This is a genomic window from Cryobacterium sp. TMS1-13-1 (assembly GCF_004403125.1).
GTDB lineage: Bacteria > Actinomycetota > Actinomycetes > Actinomycetales > Microbacteriaceae > Cryobacterium > Cryobacterium levicorallinum.
Window position 1 is genome coordinate 52879 of sequence record NZ_SOGX01000001.1, and the last position, 20588, is coordinate 73466.

23 protein-coding genes and 1 tRNA gene are annotated in these 20588 nt (G+C 66.2%); 16 read left to right on the forward strand and 8 right to left on the reverse strand.

Annotated features, from left to right (window positions below; genetic code table 11):
* Positions 1-104: 104 nt before the first annotated feature.
* The 6 genes from E3T31_RS00300 (at position 105) to E3T31_RS17555 (ending at position 5077) form a co-directional block, all read left to right on the forward strand.
* Positions 105-1250, forward strand: a complete 1146-nt coding sequence (locus tag E3T31_RS00300; RefSeq protein ID WP_241977437.1) for a branched-chain amino acid ABC transporter substrate-binding protein — start codon at positions 105-107, stop codon at positions 1248-1250.
* A gap of 121 nt (positions 1251-1371) precedes the next feature.
* The gene (locus E3T31_RS00305) at positions 1372-2265 is read left to right on the forward strand and encodes a branched-chain amino acid ABC transporter permease (RefSeq protein ID WP_134466962.1); all 894 of its coding nucleotides are present in this window, start codon (positions 1372-1374) and stop codon (positions 2263-2265) included.
* 1 nt (position 2266) lies between these two features.
* The gene (locus tag E3T31_RS00310; protein WP_134466963.1) at positions 2267-3325 is read left to right on the forward strand and encodes a branched-chain amino acid ABC transporter permease; all 1059 of its coding nucleotides are present in this window, start codon (positions 2267-2269) and stop codon (positions 3323-3325) included.
* Positions 3322-4110, forward strand: a complete 789-nt coding sequence (locus E3T31_RS00315; protein ID WP_134466964.1) for an ABC transporter ATP-binding protein — start codon at positions 3322-3324, stop codon at positions 4108-4110. Before E3T31_RS00310 ends, E3T31_RS00315 begins: the two co-directional genes overlap by 4 nt.
* Positions 4097-4807 (forward strand): ABC transporter ATP-binding protein, encoded by a 711-nt coding sequence (locus tag E3T31_RS00320; RefSeq protein WP_134466965.1) that lies wholly within the window; start codon positions 4097-4099, stop codon positions 4805-4807. Before E3T31_RS00315 ends, E3T31_RS00320 begins: the two co-directional genes overlap by 14 nt.
* A gap of 105 nt (positions 4808-4912) precedes the next feature.
* Positions 4913-5077 (forward strand): DUF2207 domain-containing protein, encoded by a 165-nt coding sequence (locus E3T31_RS17555; protein WP_166788335.1) that lies wholly within the window; start codon positions 4913-4915, stop codon positions 5075-5077.
* 79 nt (positions 5078-5156) lie between these two features.
* On the opposite strand, the gene E3T31_RS00325 is transcribed toward E3T31_RS17555, so the two are convergent.
* Positions 5157-5459 carry a putative quinol monooxygenase gene (locus tag E3T31_RS00325; RefSeq protein ID WP_134466966.1) on the reverse strand — a complete coding sequence of 101 codons (303 nt, stop codon included), beginning with the start codon at positions 5457-5459 and terminating at the stop codon, positions 5157-5159.
* Between the two features lie 239 nt (positions 5460-5698).
* Here E3T31_RS00325 and E3T31_RS00330 point away from each other — a divergent pair, with 239 nt between their 5' ends.
* Positions 5699-6595 (forward strand): PfkB family carbohydrate kinase, encoded by an 897-nt coding sequence (locus E3T31_RS00330; protein ID WP_241977438.1) that lies wholly within the window; start codon positions 5699-5701, stop codon positions 6593-6595.
* Between the two features lie 53 nt (positions 6596-6648).
* Here E3T31_RS00330 and E3T31_RS00335 read toward each other — a convergent pair whose 3' ends face one another.
* Positions 6649-7254 carry a HEAT repeat domain-containing protein gene (locus tag E3T31_RS00335; RefSeq protein ID WP_134466967.1) on the reverse strand — a complete coding sequence of 202 codons (606 nt, stop codon included), beginning with the start codon at positions 7252-7254 and terminating at the stop codon, positions 6649-6651.
* A gap of 163 nt (positions 7255-7417) precedes the next feature.
* Complete coding sequence (locus tag E3T31_RS00340) at positions 7418-7864, reverse strand: GNAT family N-acetyltransferase (RefSeq protein WP_166788336.1); 447 nt, start codon at positions 7862-7864, stop codon at positions 7418-7420.
* 86 nt (positions 7865-7950) lie between these two features.
* On the opposite strand from E3T31_RS00340, the gene E3T31_RS00345 reads away from it, so the two are divergent.
* Genes E3T31_RS00345 through E3T31_RS00355 form a run of 3 tightly spaced genes read left to right on the forward strand, consistent with a single transcriptional unit; the run spans position 7951 to position 9999 of the window.
* Positions 7951-8397, forward strand: a complete 447-nt coding sequence (locus E3T31_RS00345) for a MaoC family dehydratase N-terminal domain-containing protein (protein ID WP_134466969.1) — start codon at positions 7951-7953, stop codon at positions 8395-8397.
* The gene (locus E3T31_RS00350; protein WP_134444158.1) at positions 8394-8831 is read left to right on the forward strand and encodes a MaoC family dehydratase; all 438 of its coding nucleotides are present in this window, start codon (positions 8394-8396) and stop codon (positions 8829-8831) included. Before E3T31_RS00345 ends, E3T31_RS00350 begins: the two co-directional genes overlap by 4 nt.
* 4 nt (positions 8832-8835) lie before the next feature.
* On the forward strand, positions 8836-9999 hold the full coding sequence (locus E3T31_RS00355) for a UDP-N-acetylmuramate dehydrogenase (protein ID WP_134466970.1): 1164 nt from the start codon (positions 8836-8838) through the stop codon (positions 9997-9999).
* Positions 10000-10141: 142 nt separating this feature from the next.
* On the opposite strand, the gene E3T31_RS00360 is transcribed toward E3T31_RS00355, so the two are convergent.
* Both E3T31_RS00360 and E3T31_RS00365 read right to left on the reverse strand, forming a co-directional pair.
* The gene (locus tag E3T31_RS00360; RefSeq protein ID WP_134466971.1) at positions 10142-10555 is read right to left on the reverse strand and encodes a hypothetical protein; all 414 of its coding nucleotides are present in this window, start codon (positions 10553-10555) and stop codon (positions 10142-10144) included.
* A gap of 9 nt (positions 10556-10564) precedes the next feature.
* Positions 10565-12100: a PspC domain-containing protein gene (locus E3T31_RS00365; RefSeq protein ID WP_166788337.1), complete on the reverse strand. Its 1536-nt coding sequence runs from the start codon at positions 12098-12100 to the stop codon at positions 10565-10567.
* A gap of 128 nt (positions 12101-12228) precedes the next feature.
* On the opposite strand from E3T31_RS00365, the gene E3T31_RS00370 reads away from it, so the two are divergent.
* Positions 12229-13656, forward strand: a complete 1428-nt coding sequence (locus tag E3T31_RS00370; RefSeq protein WP_241977439.1) for an ATP-binding protein — start codon at positions 12229-12231, stop codon at positions 13654-13656.
* Positions 13653-14363 carry a response regulator transcription factor gene (locus E3T31_RS00375; RefSeq protein ID WP_134466974.1) on the forward strand — a complete coding sequence of 237 codons (711 nt, stop codon included), beginning with the start codon at positions 13653-13655 and terminating at the stop codon, positions 14361-14363. The genes E3T31_RS00370 and E3T31_RS00375 overlap by 4 nt, the downstream gene beginning before the upstream one ends.
* A gap of 21 nt (positions 14364-14384) precedes the next feature.
* On the opposite strand, the gene E3T31_RS00380 is transcribed toward E3T31_RS00375, so the two are convergent.
* The 3 genes from E3T31_RS00380 to E3T31_RS00390 all read right to left on the reverse strand — a co-directional run bounded on the left by E3T31_RS00380 (position 14385) and on the right by E3T31_RS00390 (position 17462).
* Positions 14385-15239 carry an ABC transporter permease gene (locus E3T31_RS00380; protein ID WP_134466975.1) on the reverse strand — a complete coding sequence of 285 codons (855 nt, stop codon included), beginning with the start codon at positions 15237-15239 and terminating at the stop codon, positions 14385-14387.
* On the reverse strand, positions 15236-16180 hold the full coding sequence (locus tag E3T31_RS00385; protein ID WP_134466976.1) for an ABC transporter ATP-binding protein: 945 nt from the start codon (positions 16178-16180) through the stop codon (positions 15236-15238). Before E3T31_RS00385 ends, E3T31_RS00380 begins: the two co-directional genes overlap by 4 nt.
* 79 nt (positions 16181-16259) lie before the next feature.
* A complete protein-coding gene (locus E3T31_RS00390; protein ID WP_134466977.1) occupies positions 16260-17462 on the reverse strand; it encodes a pyridoxal phosphate-dependent aminotransferase in 1203 nt (400 codons plus the stop codon).
* 174 nt (positions 17463-17636) lie between these two features.
* Here E3T31_RS00390 and E3T31_RS00395 point away from each other — a divergent pair, with 174 nt between their 5' ends.
* From E3T31_RS00395 to secE, 4 genes are all read left to right on the forward strand, one after another.
* A complete protein-coding gene (locus E3T31_RS00395; protein ID WP_134466978.1) occupies positions 17637-18479 on the forward strand; it encodes a UbiA family prenyltransferase in 843 nt (280 codons plus the stop codon).
* Positions 18476-19930 carry an NAD(P)/FAD-dependent oxidoreductase gene (locus E3T31_RS00400; protein WP_241977440.1) on the forward strand — a complete coding sequence of 485 codons (1455 nt, stop codon included), beginning with the start codon at positions 18476-18478 and terminating at the stop codon, positions 19928-19930. Before E3T31_RS00395 ends, E3T31_RS00400 begins: the two co-directional genes overlap by 4 nt.
* A gap of 216 nt (positions 19931-20146) precedes the next feature.
* Positions 20147-20219: transfer RNA gene (locus E3T31_RS00405), tRNA-Trp, on the forward strand.
* 42 nt (positions 20220-20261) lie between these two features.
* Positions 20262-20534: a preprotein translocase subunit SecE gene (secE, locus tag E3T31_RS00410; RefSeq protein ID WP_134466979.1), complete on the forward strand. Its 273-nt coding sequence runs from the start codon at positions 20262-20264 to the stop codon at positions 20532-20534.
* The last annotated feature ends 54 nt before the right edge of the window (positions 20535-20588 follow it).

Sequence of the window (20588 nt, forward strand, 5' to 3'; positions counted from 1 at the left end):
TGTTTGGGTGCTTGTTCCAAGCCGTCTTGCGATCAAGGCGTGTAGAACACTTGCTCGGCGCTCTCACAGGAGAGGCACACATAAGAATCTCAAAGAAGAGCACATTGCTCCTCGGCGTCGCCACAGCGATGCTTCTTGCGACATCGGGTTGCAGCGGCGGATTGCTCGCCGCCGACGAAGCCGGCAGCGAAGAGACCGGCACGGTCAAGCTGGCCATGGTCGTTCCCATCTCGGGCAGCAGCGCCCCAACCGGCGAATACATGGCCAATGCGGCGCAGCTCGCCGTGGACGAAATCAACGAGGCCGGCGGCGTTCTGGACGGCCGCCAGCTCGAGCTACTCGTCGAAGACGAAGCCTGCGACGCCCAGCAGGGCGTGGCGAGCGCCAACAAGGCCGTCTCGGCCGGCGCCGTCATTTCGGTCGGCGGCTACTGCTCCGGCGCAACACTGCCGCAGCTACCGATCTTCGAAGAGGCCAACGTGCCCATGATCATTCCGGCGGCCAACTCGCAGGACCTCGTCAACCAGGGCCTCAAAAACGTTTTCCTGGTCAACGGCACGGGCAATCAGCAGTCCACTGCCGCTCTCGAGTACATGTTGAAGACCGGCGTCGCCTCCGTCGCCCTCGTCGACGATAACGACAGCTACTCGGCGGACATCACCGCGGAGACCGCCCGCCTGATCGAGGAAGACGGCACAGTAACGCTCGCCCTGGGCACCTCGGTCACTCCCGGTGAGAGCGACTATTCCGCCGCCGTGCGCGACATCATGAATGCCGACCCGGAGCTCGTCTACTGGACCGGCTACTACCAGGAGGGCGGTCTCATTATCAACCAGCTGCGCAATTCCGGCTTCGAAGGCGACATAATGGTGGCCGACGGCAGCGTCGACGGCTCCATCTCGGAAATCGTCGGGGCCGGTGCCGAAGGCGTACTCGCCACAATGACCCAGACCCCCGACACCCTCGAGGGTGGCGGCGATTGGATCGCCAGCTACGAAGAGGCTTTCGGCAGCGCTCCCGGACCGTTCTCGCTGCAGTCCTATGACGCGGTTCGCGTTGCGGCGCACGCCATCGACGAGGCTGGCTCGACCGACGGCGACGCGATCATCGCGGCGCTCGAGGCCATCGACGGGTTTGAGATGTTCTCCGGCCCGCTCACCTTCACGGCCGATCACACCCTGTCGAACGGTGGATTCATCATCCTGTCCATTCAGGATGGCGCCTTCGCCCTCGAGGATGACCTGTCCTGATCCTGTAGTTCTGATCATTGGGTCCGGACTCTGGTCTTGAACGCAAGATCCTGACCCCTGAAGCGGATGCCGCGGCCCACGCCGCGACATCCGCTCCACTGCTTACAGAAAACGGACCAACATGATGCAAATTATCTGGGACGGGTTGTTTGTCGGCTCGTTCTACGCCTTGATCGCGCTGGGCTACAGCATGGTCTACGGCATCATTAAACTTCTCAACTTCGCCCACGGTGACATCTATATGCTCGGTGCCTTCATCGGCTTCGTCATGCTGGCCTCCGTCGGAGGTCTTCCCGGGGCGCTGAGCATCGGCGCCCTGCTCGTCGTGCTGCTGCTGAGCATGCTGCTCACCGGCGGTGCCGGCGTTCTGATCGAACGGTTCGCCTACCGCCCCCTGCGCAATGCCCCACGATTAGCCGTGCTGATCACGGCCGTCGGCGTTTCGTTCACCCTGCAGTACGGCGTGAGCGCCATCGCCGGGCCGAACCCGCGCAGCTACCCGGTGCGCCTCGAAGGCGACGTGTTCGACGTGCTCGGCGCTCGCATCTCGCTGCCCCAGGTGCTGCTCATGGCCATCGCCGCGATCTTGATGATCGCGCTCAATACCTATATTCAGAAAACATCGACCGGTCGCGCCATGCGCTCGATCTCGCTCGATATGAAGGGTTCTCTGTTGATGGGAATCAACGTCAACTCGGTCATCACCCGTACGTTCTTTATCGGGTCGGCCCTGGCCGGGGCCGCCGGAGTCATGGCCGGCGCCTACTACGGAAAAATCGACTTCATGATGGGGTTTCTGATCGGCCTCAAGGCGTTCACCGCGGCCGTGATTGGCGGCATCGGCAATATTCAGGGGGCCATGCTCGGCGGCCTGGTATTGGGCCTGATCGAAGCCTTCGGTGCCTCGGTGTTCGGCGGCGAGTGGCGTGACGTATTCGCCTTCGTGGTGCTGATCCTCTTCCTCACTTTGCGTCCGACCGGAATTCTCGGCGAACGGGTTACGGAGCGTGTCTAGCATGAGTGGAACAACATTTAAGAGCCAGGCACCCCGCCGCACCGGCCCCGTCGCCGCCTGGGTGTCCGGACTGTTCGAGAGCAAGTACCTGGGCTGGATCGCCCTGGCCGCTGCCCTGCTCGCCCCGCTGCTCACCGCATCGCCGTACTCGCTCAATGTGATGACGACGGCGGCGATCTTCGTGATGCTCGCCGCTGGCCTCAATATCGTCGTCGGCTACTGCGGCCTGCTCGACCTCGGCTATATCGCGTTCATGGCCGTCGGCGCCTACACGGCCGGCATCTTTGCCAAGGCCTTCGAACTGCCCCTGATCTTCACCATCCCAGCGGTGTTGGTCATGACCATTCTGGCCGGACTCATCATCGGAGCGCCGACACTGCGTCTGCGCAGCGACTACCTGGCCATTGTCACGCTCGGCTTTGGCGAAATCACCCGCATCACGGCCAATAATCTCACCATCACGGGCGGGCCATCCGGTATCTTCGGCATTCCCAAACTGCTGGCCTTCGGTGATTTTAGCCTGCACAGTCCCGCCGTGTTCTACTACGTGACCATCCTGATTGTGGCGTTCTTCGTGCTGGCCTCGGCCCGGCTGGGCAAGTCCCGGCTCGGACGGGCCTGGCGGTTCGTGCGCGAAGACGAGGATGCCGCCGAGGCGATGGGCATTCACACCTACAAGGTGAAGCTCATGGCGTACATTTTCGGGGCCATCTGGGGCGGCTTCGCGGGCGTGCTGTTCGCCTCGCACCTCTCGGCGATCTCCCCGAAGAGCTTCGTCTTTCTGCAGTCGGCCCTCGTGCTGATGGCCGTCGTGCTGGGCGGCATGGGCAACATGCGCGGGGTCGTTGTCGGCGCCCTCGTCATCACCCTGCTGCCCGAACTGCTGCGCGACCTCTCGGAATACCGCTATCTGGCCTTTGGTCTGCTGCTCGTGGTCGCGATGGTGTTTCGGCCCAAGGGCCTGTGGCCGGCTCCCGGCCATGAAGAGGAACGCGGGAACAGGAACGAGCCGCCACAAACCGCGGTCGACGCCGCGGTCGCGAGAGGGGAAAGCCGATGAGCGTCGTACTCGGGGTCAACGACCTACAGATCGCCTTCGGCGGCGTCAAGGCCGTCGACGGCCTCACCTTCGACGTGCACGAGAAGGAGATCATCGCGGTGATCGGTCCGAACGGGGCCGGCAAGACCAGCGCGTTCAACTGCATCACCGGCTTCTACAAGCCGACCGGCGGTTCGGCCCTGATGGACGGCACCGACATCACCGGAAAACGACCGGCCGACATCGCCGCGGTCGGTGTCGCGCGCACGTTCCAGAACCTGCGCCTGTTCAACGACCTGACCGTACTCGACAATGTGCGCGCCGGCATGCACCTGAACAGATGCCAGAGCTGGGCGGATGCTATTTTCCACACCCCCCGGTTCAAACGCAGCGAGGCCGCCTACACGGAAGAAGCGCACTACTGGCTCGACTTCGTGAACTTCGAGGGCCCGCGCGGGGTGCCGATCGGCAACCTCTCCTATGGGCAACAGAAACAGGTCGAGATTTCCCGGGCCCTGGCCCGAAAATTCAAGCTGCTGCTGCTCGACGAGCCGGCCGCCGGGCTCAACTACACGGAGAAGCAGAATCTGCTCGAACTGTGCCGCCGCATCCGCGATCTCGGCACCTCGATCGTGCTGATCGAGCACGACATGGGACTGGTCATGGAACTGTCGGAACGCATCGTGGTGATGAACTTTGGGCGCGAGATCGCCGAGGGAACCCCGACCGAGGTCAAAGCGAACCCCGCCGTGATCGAGGCCTACCTCGGCAAGGACGAGGAGGTGCAGATCGATGGCAATGCTTGAATTCGACAACGTCGAGGTCTATTACGGCAAGGTACAGGCGTTGCGCGGGCTGAGTCTGCACGTTGACGAGGGCGAGATCGTGGCCCTGCTAGGCAACAACGGCGCCGGCAAAACGACGACGCTCTCGACCGCGTCGGCTCTGGTGAAAGCCAGCTCGGGGCACCTGACCTTCAACGGCAGCGACATCAGCCGGGCCACTCCCTGGGATGTCGTGTCGGCCGGGCTCATCCACGTGCCCGAAGGGCGGCGCATCTTCAGCACACTCTCGGTGATGGAGAACCTGCAGCTGGGTGGCTACCTGGTCAAGGACCGGAGTCTCGTCGCCGCGCGGATTGAGCACGTGTTCGAGCTGCTCCCGCTGCTGTTCGAACGCAGAACGCAGCAGGGTGGCACGCTCTCCGGCGGCGAGCAGCAGATGCTCGCCATCGGTCGCGGGCTCATTGCCGGCCCGAAGATGCTCATGCTGGACGAGCCCTCAATGGGTCTCGCGCCGCTGATCGTCAACCAGGTGATGGACGTCATCAAGGAGATTCGCGCCCAGGGCACGACCGTGCTCCTGGTCGAGCAGAACGCGAAAGCCGCCTTGCGGGTCACCGACCGCGCCTATGTCATCGGAAGCGGAGTCACCACGGTCGAGGGGCAGGGTGCTGACCTGCTGAACGACCCCCGCATCATCGACGCGTACCTCGGCGCGTAACGACGGGCCCGAACGGATGTCGCGCGCGGCATCCGTTCGGGCCCGTGTTCGGGGGTAATATTCCGTTAACCGGGACTTCCCCGCGCATGAATGAAAGGTCGGACTATGAACCCGCTGCTCATCATTGTGGCCATTGTTGCGGTCGTGCTGCTCATTACCGGTGGCCTGGTGCAGTCTCTGCAGTTTCTGCTCTGGGTCGGTATCGTGCTCGCGATCATCGCGGTGATCATGTTCCTGATGCGGTCGATGTCCGGGCGCAAGGGCGCCTAGCCAGCAGCACCGACACCAGCCGGCAGAAGGAGACTGACTCCTTCTGCCGGCTGTTTTTGTGTGACGCCCGGGCCGGGATTCAGACCAGTGGGGCGAGAAAGGTCAGGGTCGAGCCGTCGCCCTCGATGATCGGTCCGAGCGCGCGGTTGAACTCGGCGCCATAGGCGGCGGCACGGTGGGCGTCGAACGCCGCGAGGTCGCGGTATTCCTCATAGACGAAGAACGCCGCCGGATTGGTTTCCAGCTGGTGCGGGTCGAAGCGGACGCAACCGGCTTCCCGGCGCACGTGCGCGGTGAGCTCGCGCAGCAAATGAGCGACTTCCGTCTCATGACCGGGCAGGGCTGTGAACTCGGCGTAGAGGGCGATCACGGCACCGCTCATGCCGCGCTCGCTTCGGTCACTGTCGTCGCGGCATCCGTTGTGAGAATCATGGGTGTAACTTTCCAGGGGGTTAGCGGTGTGAGCGGCCCGGACCTGCCTCGGCCGCCACTCAATCAATCAGGGCAGAACTTTTACTATAGAGTCAAGGCACGCAAAATCACGGTGGATTGCCCCTGACAATCGGTGCGACCACCTCCCTGTGCGCTCGCCGTCTGCGGCGTGCGACAAGATTGGACCTCGTGCCTGCACTGAACGCTCCCACCCGTGTCGTCGTCGTTGGCGACGCGCTGATCGACGTGCTGCGTGATTCGGAGGCGAGCCGCGAGTTTGCCGGGGGCGCCGCTCTCAATGTGGCGGTCGGGTTGGCCGTGCTCGGCGTGCCTACGACTCTGATCGCGATGGTCGGTGAGGATGCCGATGGCGCCGTGATCCGGGCGGTTTTGGAACAGCATGGGGTGCAACTGATCGCAACACCGGGCCCGCTCGGATCGTCCCGGGCGGTTTCGGACCGCACCGACGGCGAACCGCGTTACTTCTTCAACGACGCCGCGAAAGCGCGCCGCATCGAGTTCGGGGCTGCCGAGCGGGCCGCGCTCGCCGCCGCCGAGCTGGTCGTCGTGAGCTGTTTTCCGTTCGACGATACCGATCAGACCGAGACGTTCGCGGCCTGTGTGAGCGACCCGGAGCAGCGCCTCGTGATCGACCCCAATCCCCGCGCCGGCATGCTGCGCGACGGGCCGCGGTTTGTGCGCAACTTCGAGGCACTCGCTGCTCGCAGCCTGCTCGTGAAGGTGGGCGACGAAGATGCCGATCTGCTCTACGACAGCAGCCTCGAGGAGCTGCGGGCCCGCCTGGTTGACGCCGGGGCGGGTACCGTGCTCGCGACGGCCGGGCGCCTCGGCGCGTCGGTGGCCGTCGGCCAACATGAGCTGGTCAGTGTGCCGATCGCTGAGCTTGACGGCCCGATCGTCGACACGATGGGTGCCGGGGACGCGACGCTCGCGGCATCCGTTTGCACCATCGTTCACGGCGGTGTGCCACAGGATGCCGCCGGCTGGCAGGCGCTGCTGACCGACGCCATGCTCACCGCTGCGGCGACCTGCCGGCAGGAGGGTGCGCTGCTGCGACGCCCGTGACCTCCGGCAGAGCGGATGCTGCGACGGACTGCTCGTCGGGCGCCGCGCCGCGCTTACGCCTTGGTGCTTGTTTCAGGCGCGCTCGTTTCGGTGTTCGTCTCAGGAACCGGATCGGTGAACTTCAGCCGGGTGCGAATCGCGTCGCGGGCTTGCTGGGCCGCGCGGCGCACCTCCTTGTCGGGGTCGCGCAGGCGCACCTCGATCGTGGCAATGTTGGCGGTGGTGCCCTGGTCGGCGAGGGCGTGCAGGGCGGCGGCGCGCACGCGGGGGTGCTCGTCGGTCGTGAGACGCACGAGCTTGGGCACGACCTGCAGGCCGCGCAGCAGCACGACCTTGGCGCACATTTCGCGCACCCGCCAGGCCTGGTTGTTGAGTCCGACGACGATGTACGGCGCCGCCTGCTCGCCCCAGACGTGCAGCAGAGCGCGGGCGCCCCACAGCTCGGGCCAGTACAGGGCCGGAGCGCCTTCGAGGATACCGAGGGCGTGGCGCCCGCCGGCGTAGAGCAGAAAGTCTTTTCCGGCGTTCTTGGCGCGCAGCAGGGCCACGGAATTGTCGATGACGACGCTCTCGCCGTAGTGCGCGACGGCGGCGCGAATGCGTTCCTCGGTCGGGCTGTCGATCGGAAGGTCGGGGTGCGGAGTCAATTTGTTTTGCATAGCCCTCTAACGCTACCTCCCCGGCGCGCCCTGAGCCATCGAAACCGCTCCCTGACGGCGATCTACCGGCGAATCGTGCGGAACCGGCGTCGGTGGTGGGCGGTCCTCGTCGACAAGCACAGGATTCCGCGGGCGGACTTCTGTCGGCCCGCGACGTTGGGCACTACGACGCCGGTTCGGGGCAAAGGTCGAGCTCGAAGCCGGAAGCGTGCTCGTAGATGCCGTAGTTGCCGATCTCGGTGAAGCCCAGGCCGCGGTAGAGGGCGAGCGCTTCGGGCTGGGCGTAGCCGGTTTCCAGGCGCATCCGCTCATAGCCGAGGCTTCGGGCCAGGGTCGCGAGTTCGCGCAGAATTGTTTTCGCGTGGCCCTGGCGGCGGTAGTCGGGGTTGGTCCACATGCGCTTGACCTCGGCGGTCGTGGCGTTGAACCGGTGCAGGCCGCCGCCGGCGACGGTCGTGTCGCCGTCGACCAGCACAAGGAAGGCGCCGAAGGGTGGATCAAACTCGGTGCCGTCGACGTCGTGCACGGAATCGCCCGTGCCGTATCGGGTTTCATATTCACGGTGCAGGTCAAGCAGAAGGGGGGCAACCTCGGGATCACCGAGGCGCACGGATACACATTTCACGGTTATAAGTGTGCGCCCTGGCGAGGCGTGCTCGTGACCGGCCGCGGGAGTGTACTTAGTAGACTCGACGGGTGTCAGTGAACCCAGAGTTGCAGGGGCGGGTCTTTCCGCCGGTCGCACCGTATCTTGTCGGCCGCGAAAAGGTGCGCGAATTCTCCCGCGCCGTGTTCGCGACCAACCCGATCAACCACGATCCCGAAGCGGCCCGCGCGGCCGGCCACGCCGACGTCGTCGCCCCGCCCACGTTCGCTGTGGTCCTGCAGGAGGCCACCCTGGCCCAGCTTTTGGCCGAACCGGATGGCGGCATCGACTTCACCCGGGTCGTGCACGGCGATCAGCGCTTCAGCTACACCCGACCGATCGTGGCCGGCGATGAGCTCACGGCGACCCTCGCGGTCACGAGCATCAAGTCGCTGGGCGGCCACGCCATGGTGACCGCAGAGTCCACGATCGTTGACGCGACCGGTGGCCACGTCGTGACCGCCACCTCCACCCTCGTCGTCAGGGGAGACGAATGATCCCCGCCTCATCTATCAGGTCAGTGGCCGACCTCGAGGTCGGCAGCGTCGTCGCCGAGGCGAGTTTCTCGCTGACGCGCGATTCGCTCGTGCACTACGCCGGGGCATCCGGCGATTTCAACCCCATTCATTACCGCGACGATGTGGCGCAGTCGGTGGGTCTGTCGGGCGTGCTCGCCCACGGCATGCTCACCATGGGTCTGGCCGTGCAGCCCGTCGTCGACTGGGCTGGCGACCCGGCCCGCGTCGTCGATTATCAGGTGCGATTCACCCGCCCGGTCTTCGTCGACGCCACCGTCGGCGCCGTCGTGATGGTGGTCGCCAAGGTCGGCGCGCTCGATGTCGAGGCGAGTGTGGCCCGTATCGACCTGACCGTGACCTTCAACGGCGCGACCGTTCTCGGCAAGGCGCAGGCGCGCGTCAACCTGGCCTGAACGCATGATTGAACCCGTTGCCCTGAGCACGCTCACCACCTTTCGTGTCGGCGGCCCGCCCGCAGCACGGGTGGCACCGGTCACAAAGCAGGACCTCATCAACGAAACCCTCGTTGTTTGGGGCATGGACGAAAACTGGCTGCTGCTCGGTGGCGGATCCAACACCGTCGTCGCCGACGACGGCTTCGACGGCATCGTCATTCACGTGGTGACCCGCGGCATCCAGGTGCTCGATGATTCCAGCGAAGCGGATGCCGCTGGCGCCGGTCCCGCAGACCGCGTGCGGCTGCGCGTGCAGGCCGGCGAGCCCTGGGACGAGCTGGTCGCCTATGCCGTCCAGCACGGCTGGGCCGGTATTGAGGCGCTCTCCGGCATTCCCGGATCGTGTGGTGCCGCGCCGGTGCAGAACATCGGTGCCTACGGGCAGGAAATCTCGGACAGCCTCGTCGCGATTGACTTTCTCTCCTATGAAACCGGCGAGGTCGAACGCCTCGAACGGGCCGAGCTCGGCCTCGGCTACCGCACCTCGGTGCTCAAACAGGGCTTGCGCGGAGTCGTCCTGGCGATCGACCTGGAGTTGCACGATACCGCCGCCGAGGCATCCGTTTTGGGCAGTACGCTCGGTCAGCCGCTGAAATATGCCCAACTCGCCGGTGCGCTCGGGGTGCAGCTCGGCGATCGCGTGCCGCTGCAGACCGTGCGCGACACGGTGCTGGCCCTGCGGGCCGGCAAGGGTATGGTGCTCAACCCGAGCGACCCCGACACGTATAGCGCCGGATCCTTTTTCACCAACCCGATAGTGACCGAGGCGTTTGCGCGTTCCCTGCCAGCATCGGCGCCCCAGTGGCCGATGACGACGGAGCTGCCGGATCGAGTTATTCCCATTGAGGAATATCTGGGTGTCGGGCCGATTCCCGGCGAGGAACCGGTGCGCCTGGTCAAGCTCAGCGCCGCCTGGCTGATCGAGCAGTCCGGCGTCTCCCGCGGGTTCCGGCTGCCCGGGTCGAAGGCGGCCGTGTCGAGCAAACACACCCTCGCCTTGACGAACACGGGCGGCGCGACCGCCGAAGAGGTGGCCCAACTGGCCCGCTACGTGCTCGGCCGGGTGCAGGCCGAATTCGGCGTGAATCTGCAGCCCGAACCTGTTCTGGTCGGCTTGACGCTCTAGCTTCGAGCCGACCCGGGGCGGCGGCCCCTTCTTCCACCGAGCAGTGAGTTTGAGCCCATTCTTCACGAAAAACGGGCTCAAAGTCACGGCTGGGTGACGTGAACTCACGGCTCGGTGACGTGAGGGCGCCTTACGCGGCCGGTCAGTCGGCGCGACGCGCGGCGGCCGCGATGCCGGCCACGACGAGGCCCAGCCCGACCGCGATCACGCCGCCGAGGAGCCACAGCGTGGGATCCGGCGGCACCGGAAGCAGGGTGAACACGACCATGTAGGTGGCGAACGCCAGCAGCAGAATGCCCCAGAGGATCGTGCCGAAGCGTGGACGCAAGCGGGGAGCGGATGGTGTCTCCTCGCCAGCCGGCGCGGCCTGGTCCGGGCTGAAGAAGCTCGGCGTCGGGTCGGACTCCGGTGCGGGGCCGGCCGCGGCGGCGATCGGCGCGGTCGAGTTTGCTTCGGTGGCGGGCGCGTCGCCTACCGGCGAATTTGCGGCGAAGACCTCGGTCGGTGCGTCAGAGTGGTCGGATCCGGAGTTCGCGGGAGAAAGTGGAGTGGTCATTGTGAGGTCCTAGTTGTTGGAGGAATCGAGCGTAACGACGCCGGCGATGGTCCAGATGCGCAGCAGCGGGCCGTCGCTGCGGCTGCTCGCGTTGAAGGTGCGCTGATCGGAGGCGAATACTCCGGTGCGTTCGCCGTTCTCCGCGTTCACCGCCCGACCCGAGTACTCCACGCCGCCGACCAGTGCGTGCGTTTCGACGCGCACTGGGGCATCCGTCGGGAGTTGAATATTGGTGACGCCGGCCACGAGCCAGACGTCGATGATGCTGTCGTCGTCCAGCCCTGGGTTGTCGAAATCACTGAGGTCGAGCGTGGTTTGCCCGGCGATCATGGCGTAGCTCGTCGCCGGGTTCACGGCGGCAGCGTTGGCGCTGACCTGCCAGACGGTGTCGCCCACGGCGGTGAATTGGGTGCCCTGCGGAAACACGCCGAGCACGACCAGGGTGGCCGCGGCCAGAAAGGCGAACCCGCCCATGGCGCCGTCGGTGCGACCGCGGATTCCGGCGGTCACGATGCCGAGCGCGAGCACTCCGAGGGTGAAGGCAACGCCGAGCAAAATTGCATCCTGCGACCAGACGCCGGTCGAGTACACACCGGCGGCAACCGCGCCCGTGGCCAGGGCCAGGCCCAGCACGATGGCGCTGTAGCCGGCGCCGGGACGGCGGGCACGCACCCGGGCACGGTGTGCAGCCTGGCGGGCGCGGTTCTGTTCCTGCCAGTCCCGATTCTGCTGCGAGCGGATGTTTCGGGCCGAGTCCGATGCGTACGGGTTGGCCGGCGGATAGGTTGCACCGACCGGGGCTGCGCCGGTGACGAACGGGTTCTGGGTCGAAGTCGGCGTGGCCGCGAAGGCGAGCGTCGGGGCGGTTGCCGTTGCGGTGCTCGGGGCGCTGCTCTGGTCGGTTTCGGTGGACGTGCTGGTCGCTGTCGGCGGCGGGGCCGGGGCGTCCGTTTGCGGGCTGTAGCCGGTGCCGGACGGCGGTTTCGGATCGTAGACACTGCCCGGGCCGAACGGGCCGGCCGGGGGAGCGAACGGGCCGAACCCGGGGCCAGTGCTGCCGGGTTTCCTGGCGCGGCGCACCAGATACACGATCAGCCAGACGATGCCGGCCAGAACGGCCAGGCCCCAGCCGAAGGAGAAGATGCCGTTGAGCCAGTCGGGGACGGCCCAGAATCCGGTCGGGCCGTTCCACCACAAGCCGCGGAACAGCGGCACGACCGTGACCAGGAGCAGCGCTCCGATGGCGATCATGGCGGGTTGGAACCGGCCGCGGAGGGCCTCTTCGGCGTAGATGCGGCCGGTGCCGCGCGGCATGAGCGCCCAGCCCACGGCGTAGGCGAAAACGACGGGGCCGCCGAGGATGGCGATCACGACGGCGATGCCGCGCACAATCAGCGGGTCAAGCCCGGTGCGGGCGGCGATGCCACCGCAGACGCCGGCGATCCAGCGGTCGCCGTCACGGTTGAGTCCGCTTCCGCGAATCCAGTCGAAGAATCGGGTGATTTGGTCGGGGTGAGGTGTTTGGGCCCTCGGTGCGTCGGTCATGATTCGAGTCTGGCAGCGCGCCCAAACCGCGGCCATGGGGGATGACCCTGATTGAACCCTGATTGATTCTGCGCGGGTTCCGTCGTGTCGGTGGGGCGTGCTTGGATAAACACGTGAGAACAGAACGGATGACTCGGCCCCGGCTGCGCCTCGTGGGCGGCGTGTGCGCGGGGTTCGCCGAGCACACCGGCGTTCCGGTGGCCACCGTTCGTTTGCTGACCGTGCTGCTGAGCCTCTGCGGCGGTTTCGGCGTGCTGCTCTATGCGTGGCTCTGGGGCACGGTTCCGTCGGGCGGGGTGGCCGCCGACCCGCTGCCCAAGTCGAGCCTGGCCCGCGCAAGTCGCGTCTCGTCGGCGTCACCCGGCGGCCTGGCGCCCCTGGCCAGCTCCGCCGCGGTTCCCGGTATTGTGTCACCCGGTGTTGTGTCACCCGGTGTTGTGCCACCCTATGCTGTGTCACCCGGCGGCTCCCGGTTCGCCAGTCCCGTTGCGTTCGCCGCTAAAACGGATGCCGACTCTGCGCGCGCCGCGCCCGTCACCGAAATCCTGCTCGGGCTCGCCCTGCTGGCCGCCGGTGGTGCCCTCGTAGCGAGCCGCCTCGGCGCCGACATTCCGCTCGCCGTGGTGGTTCCCGCGATTGTCGTACTCGCCGGAACCGCGCTGGCCTGGCGCCAGTTCGCTGACATTCGCAGTGGTGCGGCGCAGCAATCCTCGGCGTTGCTCGTGCGCATTCTCGGGGCGCTCGTGCTGGTCGCCGTCGGCATTCTGCTGTTTTTCGTGACCGGCACCAACCCGAACGCGTGGACGGTTATTTTGGCGGCGGCATCCGTTTTGCTGGGAGTGGCAGTGGTGACCGCTCCGTGGCTGCTGCGCCTGTGGAGCGACCTCGCCGACGAACGCGCCGCGCGGGCGCGCGAGGCCGAGCGGGCCGACATCGCCGCGCACCTGCACGACTCCGTGCTGCAGACTCTCGCGCTCATTCAGCAGAAGGCTGGCCCGCACAGTGACGTCGCGCGGCTCGCTCGGGCGCAGGAACGCGAACTGCGCGAGTGGCTGTTCACCGGAACTCGCGGCGGCAGCGGCGAACCGGCGACCGACCTTGCCACCGCGCTGCGCCGCATTGCGGGCGAGATCGAAGAGGACTTCGCAGTGCATTTCGAGGTGGTGACGGTCGGAGCGGGTATGGGCGTGGGATCGGCCGGCAGCTCCGACTCGCCGTCTGCCGACGCCCGAGAAGCACTCGCCGCCGCCGCCCGTGAGGCCATGCTCAATGCGGCCCGGCATGCCGGCGGAGCGGTGTCGGTGTATCTCGAGACCGGCGCCCGGGGTGTTGAACTCAGCGTGACCGACCGCGGGCCAGGCTTTCGGCTTGACCAGATTTCCAAAGATCGGCTCGGCGTGCGCGAATCCATTCTCGGGCGCATGCGTCGGGCGGGCGGCAACGCCGCCGTGCGCCCGGGCCCCGGCGGCACCGGAACCGAGATTCTGCTGACCCTGCCCGCTGCGGCCGCCACGCAGGCGAATGATGAGCAGCACACCGAAACGAGCGTGCGATGACCAACCATGACCCGAGCCAAAGCGACCCTGCGGCCACAACGCCGGCCGCGGCATCCGCTGGCCTGCCCGTACTCATCGTCGACGATCACTCCATCTTCCGTTCGGGGCTGCGCGCCGAGCTCGACGCGAACATCGTCGTGCTTGGTGAGGCGGCGACGGTCGACGCCGCGATCGCGAGCGTGATCAAACTTCAGCCGCGAGTCGTGCTGCTCGACGTGCACCTGCCCGGCGGCCGCGGCGGGGGCGGCGCCGAAGTCATTCGCGAGGCGGCGCCGCACGCCCCGCACACCCTGTTTCTGGCGCTCAGCGTGTCGGATGCCGCCGACGACGTGGTGAGCGTCATTCGGGCCGGTGCCCGCGGCTACATCACCAAGAGCGCCTCCGGGGCCGAGGTTTCCGAGGCCGCCCGCCGCGTCGCCGAGGGGGACGCCGTGTTCTCGCCCCGCCTGGCCGGGTTCGTGCTCGACGCCTTCGGCGCCGTCGCCGGCGAGACCGCCGAAACCACGGAGGAACTCGACCGGCTCTCCGCCCGCGAGACCGAGGTGATGCGCCTCATCGCCCGCGGCTACAGCTACAAAGAAGTCGCGAGCACCCTGTTCATCGCCGCCAAGACCGTGGAAACCCACGTGTCCGCCGTGCTGCGCAAATTGCAACTGTCCAGCCGCCATGAACTGACGGCCTGGGCGCTCGCGCGCAAACTGCTTTAGCGCCCGGGCCTCAGGCCAGGCTCACGCGTCGCGTCGAATCCAACGAAACGTCACCCGGCTCAGCACGAGCCCCAGCACCAGCCAGACGCCGAGGGCGCCGGCCACCCAGGGCAAATCCCAGGTGCCGCTCTGCTCGGCAGCAGCGAAGCTTTCCGGAAGGAAGACAGAACGCATGCCCTGCGCCATCCACTTGAGCGGAAAAATGCTCGCCAGGTTCTGCATCCACTCGGGCAGCGTCGTGAACTGCAGGTAGACGCCCGAGATGAACTGCAGCACGAGCACCACGGGAGCCACAACGGCCGTGGCGCTGCGCCCCGACCGAGGCACCGCCGACAGCGCGATGCCTAGAAACGCGCTCGTGATCACGCCGAACACAAACACCCAGGCGTAGGTCGCCCACTTCTCCGGTTCGCTCGGCAGCGCGATATCGAGCACCAGCCGCGCCACGAGAAGCAGGAGGCCGGCCTGAAGAATTGCGGTGACGAACACCTGTCCGATCTTGCCGAGGAAATAGCTCAGCGGGGACAGCGGGGTGCCGCCCAGGCGTTTGAGGGTGCCGTCGCTTTTCTCGCCGGCGATATCGACGGCGAGGTTCTGCACACCGGAGAGAAGCATGCCGGCGGCGAGCATTCCGGGCAGGTAGTAGGCGCCCACGCTGACGCCGCCGGTACCGTCGGGATTGGCACCGATATTTCCGGAGGAGCTGAACGCGGCGGTGAAAATACCAAGCATGATGAAGGGGAAAAAGAACGTGAACAACAGGGTGTCGGGGGAGCGAAAGTACAGGCGTGTTTCATAGCCGATGCGGGACAGGCCGAGCGCGAGCGTGCTCGGAGCTGTGTGCTGCGGGCGGGTGCTCATCATCGTGGCGCTCATGCTCGCACGTCCTTGTCGGTGAGCCGGCTTGGATCGGGCCGAGCCTCAGGGGCGGATGTGGCAGCTTCGTTCCCGGCGGCCGTCGCTTCGTGACCGCGCACGAGGGACAGGTACACGTCTTCGAGGCTTGGTCGGATCACCTCAAGACCTTCGAGTTCGGCGCCCTTGCCGCTGGCGACCAGGTCCGCCACGACCTGCGCCGGGCGGCTCGTGCGCTCCTCGCGCACCAATCCGTTGCCGTCACGCCAACGCACGACCGGAACGCGGGCATCCGCTCCGCCGATTGTGTCGAGCGGGCCGATATCGATGAGCCGGCCACCGACGATGATTCCGGCACGGTCGCCGAGTTGCGCGGCCTCGTCGAGATAGTGGGTCGTCAGCAGGATGGTGGTGCCTTCCGCCTTGAGTCCGCGAATCAGGTTCCAAAACTGATGCCGGGCCTCGGGGTCGAAGCCTGTGGTCGGTTCGTCGAGAAACAGCAGCTCGGGGCGTCCGATAATGCCGAGGGCGACATCCACTCGGCGGCGCTGCCCGCCGGAAAGCTTGCTGATACGGGTTTTCGCCTTCTCGCGCAGACCCGCCGCGTCGATGACCTCGTCGACGTCGCGGGGATGGGGATAGAACCCGGCGAAGTGGCGCAGTTGCTCGGTCACGGTCGCATTGCCGCTCTCGTTGCTGGTCTGCAGCACAATGCCGATGCGGGCCTTCCAATCCAGGCCGCCGCGGTGCGGATCAATGCCCAGCACGCTCACCTCACCGCCGGAACGGTCACGGTAGCCCTCGAGAATCTCAATCGTCGTGCTCTTGCCGGCGCCATTCGGGCCGAGCAGGGCGAAGGTCTCCCCGGCCTCGATCGAGAAGCTCACGCCGCGCACGGCCTCGACACTGCCATACGATTTCTGCAGGTCGCGCACCTGCACGACCGGGGATGTGGCTGTCATGGATTCATGATCTCACTTCCGCGCCCCCGTACCTCCTCCGATGGTTGTCTCCCTCATCCATCAGTCGACGGATGCCGTACTAGGCGAACAGCCGCTGCAGGCGCTGGATTCCCTCGAGGAGGGCATCGTCGCCGAGCGCGTAGGACATGCGCAGGAACCCGCTCGGTCCGAAGGCCTCACCGGGAACGACCGCCACCTCGGCCTGATCGAGGATGAGGTCGGCCAGTTCGAGCGAGGACGTCGGTGTGGCTCCGCCCCACGAGCGGCCGAGCAGGCCGGTGACGTCGGGGTAGACGTAGAAGGCGCCCTGCGGGGTGGGGGTAACCACACCGGGGATCTTGTTCAGCTCGGCGACGATGAGCTTGCGGCGGCGATCGAAGGCAACGCGCATAGCCTCAGCAGCCTCCTGGGGGCCGTTCAGCGCAGCGATGCCGGCGCGCTGCGAGATGTTCGACACGTTCGAGGAGAGATGCGACTGCAGGTTCGCCGCGGCCTTGATGGCGTCAGCGGGGCCAACCATCCAGCCCAGGCGCCAGCCGGTCATGGCGTAGGTTTTGGCGACCCCGTTGACCAGAATGGTGCGGTCGGCCAAGGCCGGAACAGCCTCGACGATCGAGACAGCACGCACGCCGTCATAGGTGAGGTTTTGGTAGATCTCGTCGGAGATGACCCAGAGCCCGTTGTCCTCGGCCCACTGACCGATGGCTCGGGTTTGCTCCGGGGAGTAGACCGCTCCGGTGGGGTTCGACGGTGAGACGAACAACAGCACCTTGCTGCGCGGGGTGCGCGCGGCCTCGAGCTGTTCGACGGTCACCAGGTAGCCCTGGTCGCTGCCGGCGAATACGTCGATCTGCACGCCACCGGCCAGACGGATGGCCTCGGGGTAGGTGGTCCAGTACGGGGTCGGCACAATGACCTCGTCGCCCGGATCGAGCAGGGTGGCGAAGGCCTGATAGACGGCCTGCTTGCCACCGTTGGTCACCACGACCTGGCTCGGCGATACCGCGAGTCCGCTGTCGCGCAGGGTTTTCGCGGCAATGGCCTCGCGCAGATCGGGAAGACCGGCTGCCGGGGTGTAGCGGTAGTTCTTCGGGTCACGCACGGCGACCAAAGCGGCCTCGACGATGTGCTCGGGCGTCAGAAAGTCGGGTTCCCCCGCCGCGAAGCTGATCACCGGCCGTCCGGCCGCCTGTAACGCCTTGGCTTTGCCGTCGACCTTGAGGGTCGCCGACTCCGCGATCGAGCCGATGCGGGTAGAAATTCGCTTGAGTTCGTGAGCCACAAGTTGAGTTTAGCTATCCCATCCCGGGAGACGGTCAGTGGGAGCACTCTTGGGTCGGCCGATCTGCTCCTTTTGCGGTCCTGACGTGGCAGCGGTGCTGCTCGACGGTCTTTTCGGCGGGGCGGCGTGTGGCCTCGAAGCGAGATCTCTCGCCGCGCTAGCTAGAGTGAGAAAATGCTTATGCGCCTGGTCCAAATCTCCCGACCGGTGCTGTGGGTGAACACCATCGGCACGACCGTCATCGGAATGTGGCTCCTCGGCGATTTATGGCGCTGGGACGTGCTGCCCCTTCTGCTCTGGGTGACCCTGCCGTTCAACCTGCTGATCTACGGCGTGAACGACATCTTCGACCAAGAAACGGATGCCCAGAACGCCCGCAAGGGTGGACACGAGGGTGCTCGAATCCTCGGCTCGGAGACCCGCCCGATCGTGCTCGGCGTCCTCCTGACCAACGTGCCCTTCCTGGTCTTTTTTATGGTCACGCTGCCGCCTGCAGCGCTGGCCTGGATCGCGGCGTACTCGGTCATCTTCGTCTTCTACTCGATGCCCCCGCTGCGCTTCAAAGCTCGGCGCTACTTGGATTCGCTGAGTAACGCCGCATATGCCTTTCCGCTGGTGTTCGTGCCGCTCGCCGTCGGTGAGCAGCCGATCTGGTCGGCGGCGATCGGGCTGATGGCCTGGAGCGTCGCCAAACACACCTACGACGCGGTGCAGGACATCGACGAGGACCGCGCTGCGCGTATTCACACCACTGCGGTGCATCTCGGCGCGCGCGGCGCCACGGTGTGGAGCGCCATCTGGTGGGCACTGTCCACCGTCGGTTTCGCCCTCATCAACTGGCCGGTAGCGCTGGTGAACGCCCTCATCGCTGGCTGGCTGGTGTGGTCGTTGGGGCGTGACCCAACACCCGCCACGGCCCACAGACTTTATCGGTACTCGATCATCTTCCCCTACGTTGCGGGTTCCGTCGCCGGAACCCAGGTCGTGGCGGCCATTCTGTTAGGAATGTACCCATGAAGCGATCCCGCATGCCATCGACTCCCCGGCGCATCGTCGTGCTCGGTGCCGGCATTGGCGGGTTGACCGCCGCCGCCCTGCTGGCCCGCGCCGGGCACTCGGTGACCGTGCTGGAGGGATCCGACTGGATCGGAGGAAAGAGCCGACGCCTCGAGATCGACGGGCAGCGCGTGGATACCGGGCCGGCTCTGGTCACCTTCCCCCCGGTGTGGGAGGAATTGCTTGCCCGTTACGACGCCATCGGCGCCCGGCGGTCCGCTCCCGCCGAGGCTGCGGCGGTCGCCGCGCTGACCCTGAAGAAACTGCCCGAAGTCGGTCGGTATTTCTATGCCGGTGACAGCGTCACCCTGCCGGTGCCGCCGGGGCATCCGTGGCATGCGGCCTGGACCCGGTTCGAACGCGAGCACGGTGGGTTGGGACCCGAAGTCACGAGCATGCTCACCGCCGACCCAGCCAGCCCGGCGTCGCTCCCGGCCGTGCGCCGGGTATTCCGCCTCTACGGCAGACGGCTGACCACACGGGGCTTTCTCGATGGCTTGACCTGGATGCCCGACGGACTGCGTGAGGTCATCGCCATCCACACCCTCAACGCGGGCGTTTCGCCCCGGCAGACCCTCGCGCTGTATGCGAGCATGCCGGCCATCATGGCCACCGATGGCGTCTGGGTTCCCGAAGGCGGAGTCAATGAGCTTCCGCTGGCGCTGCATCGGCTGGCACTCCACGCGGGCGCACAGGTGCACACGGGCGAGCCCGTCACGTCTGTGCGCAACGGACTCGTGTCGACTACTTCGGCGACCTACCCGGCAGACGTGATCGTGAGCGGGCTTGACCGGGGCGTGCTCGACGAGCTCCTTGGACGGCCGAAAGCGCGACCGCGGTCGCTGTCCTGCTCCGGAGTGGCCGTATACGCGTCACTCGCAGCGCCCCTGCCCGCAGGGACGGCCACCCATTCTGTGGTGCTGCCCGACGACCCGGCCGCGCTGCACCGCAGCCTGGACGCCGGCGTCGCTCCGGAGCAGACCATGGCGTTCCTGAACTATTACCGACCGAACGAGATCTATCCCAACGATCGGCCGACGGTAGCCGTGCTCCTCACCGCGCCTGCCGACGGCCGACACTACGATCTCGACACTCCCTGGGTCGCCAACGAGATGGCCCGGGTCAGCTCCGCAGTGGGACTGGACCGGCCCATCACCGAGCTGTTTCGAGACCACGTCGTGCTCGACCCGCGCTACTTCGCCGGCTGGGGCTCCGCGGGGGGTGCGCTGTATGGCGCGACCAATCCACTCTGGCAGAGCGGCCCGTTCCACCGACCCGGGTATACCAGCCGGGCGCACCCGTGGCTCTGGCGGGTGGGCGCCTCGGTACACCCCGGTGGCGGCATCCCGGCCGTGCTCGGGGGAGCCATGACCGCGATGCACAAGCTGATCGGCCGGCTGGACGGTCACTGACCCGTCGCCGGTCGCAATCCCGCCGACCGCGAGAGTGTGCCAAGCTAACACTGGAACAAGGATCGCACTTCGGCGCGAACTCGTCTCAGCTTTACAGTGGCCGGTCCGTGACCTAGACTGGTTCAAGGTAGTTGAATTCTGCCATGCTTTTCTGCGCCTTTTTCTAAGTGGTAAATCGCCGGAGAACGTAGAACTGCAGGGTGAATTTACTTCCATAGGGTGGTGGCTCAATTGGTAGAGCAGCGGTCTCCAAAACCGCAGGTTGCAGGTTCGAGTCCTGTCCGCCCTGCACATCGGTGGTTAGTCCGCCGACCATGAGAGGTGTAAACAGGTGGCCCGAAAAGTTGTCGACGAACCCGGTGAGGAAGTCGTCGCGAACGCACGAATGGCACGCGAGTCAAGTCGCGGACCTTTCGCTCGGCTGTCCCTGTTTATCAAGCAGGTCTTCGCAGAACTGCGCAAGGTGGTCACTCCGACTCGTAAAGAGCTGCTGAGTTACACCGGCGTCGTGCTCGTCTTCGTTGTCATCATGATGGGCATCGTGTCGCTCCTGGACTGGGTGTTCGGCCTCGCCGTTCTCTACGTCTTCGGAACGCCGGGATAACTCGCGCCACCGGCATCCGCTTTGATCGGACCGCCAAGCATTACTGGCACCCGT

Excerpts from the sequence above, each read along its gene's own strand:
- E3T31_RS00305 (WP_134466962.1), top strand. The coding sequence starts at position 1,372 with ATGATGCAAATTATCTGGGACGGGTTGTTTGTCGGCTCGTTCTACGCC.
- E3T31_RS00310 (WP_134466963.1), top strand. The coding sequence starts at position 2,267 with ATGAGTGGAACAACATTTAAGAGCCAGGCACCCCGCCGCACCGGCCCC.
- E3T31_RS00315 (WP_134466964.1), top strand. The coding sequence starts at position 3,322 with ATGAGCGTCGTACTCGGGGTCAACGACCTACAGATCGCCTTCGGCGGC.
- E3T31_RS00320 (WP_134466965.1), top strand. The coding sequence starts at position 4,097 with ATGGCAATGCTTGAATTCGACAACGTCGAGGTCTATTACGGCAAGGTA.
- E3T31_RS17555 (WP_166788335.1), top strand. The coding sequence starts at position 4,913 with ATGAACCCGCTGCTCATCATTGTGGCCATTGTTGCGGTCGTGCTGCTC.
- E3T31_RS00325 (WP_134466966.1), bottom strand. The coding sequence starts at position 5,459 with ATGAGCGGTGCCGTGATCGCCCTCTACGCCGAGTTCACAGCCCTGCCC.
- E3T31_RS00335 (WP_134466967.1), bottom strand. The coding sequence starts at position 7,254 with ATGCAAAACAAATTGACTCCGCACCCCGACCTTCCGATCGACAGCCCG.
- E3T31_RS00350 (WP_134444158.1), top strand. The coding sequence starts at position 8,394 with ATGATCCCCGCCTCATCTATCAGGTCAGTGGCCGACCTCGAGGTCGGC.
- E3T31_RS00355 (WP_134466970.1), top strand. The coding sequence starts at position 8,836 with ATGATTGAACCCGTTGCCCTGAGCACGCTCACCACCTTTCGTGTCGGC.
- E3T31_RS00360 (WP_134466971.1), bottom strand. The coding sequence starts at position 10,555 with ATGACCACTCCACTTTCTCCCGCGAACTCCGGATCCGACCACTCTGAC.
- E3T31_RS00365 (WP_166788337.1), bottom strand. The coding sequence starts at position 12,100 with ATGACCGACGCACCGAGGGCCCAAACACCTCACCCCGACCAAATCACC.
- E3T31_RS00370 (WP_241977439.1), top strand. The coding sequence starts at position 12,229 with ATGACTCGGCCCCGGCTGCGCCTCGTGGGCGGCGTGTGCGCGGGGTTC.
- E3T31_RS00375 (WP_134466974.1), top strand. The coding sequence starts at position 13,653 with ATGACCAACCATGACCCGAGCCAAAGCGACCCTGCGGCCACAACGCCG.
- E3T31_RS00380 (WP_134466975.1), bottom strand. The coding sequence starts at position 15,239 with ATGAGCGCCACGATGATGAGCACCCGCCCGCAGCACACAGCTCCGAGC.
- E3T31_RS00385 (WP_134466976.1), bottom strand. The coding sequence starts at position 16,180 with ATGACAGCCACATCCCCGGTCGTGCAGGTGCGCGACCTGCAGAAATCG.
- E3T31_RS00395 (WP_134466978.1), top strand. The coding sequence starts at position 17,637 with ATGCTTATGCGCCTGGTCCAAATCTCCCGACCGGTGCTGTGGGTGAAC.
- E3T31_RS00400 (WP_241977440.1), top strand. The coding sequence starts at position 18,476 with ATGAAGCGATCCCGCATGCCATCGACTCCCCGGCGCATCGTCGTGCTC.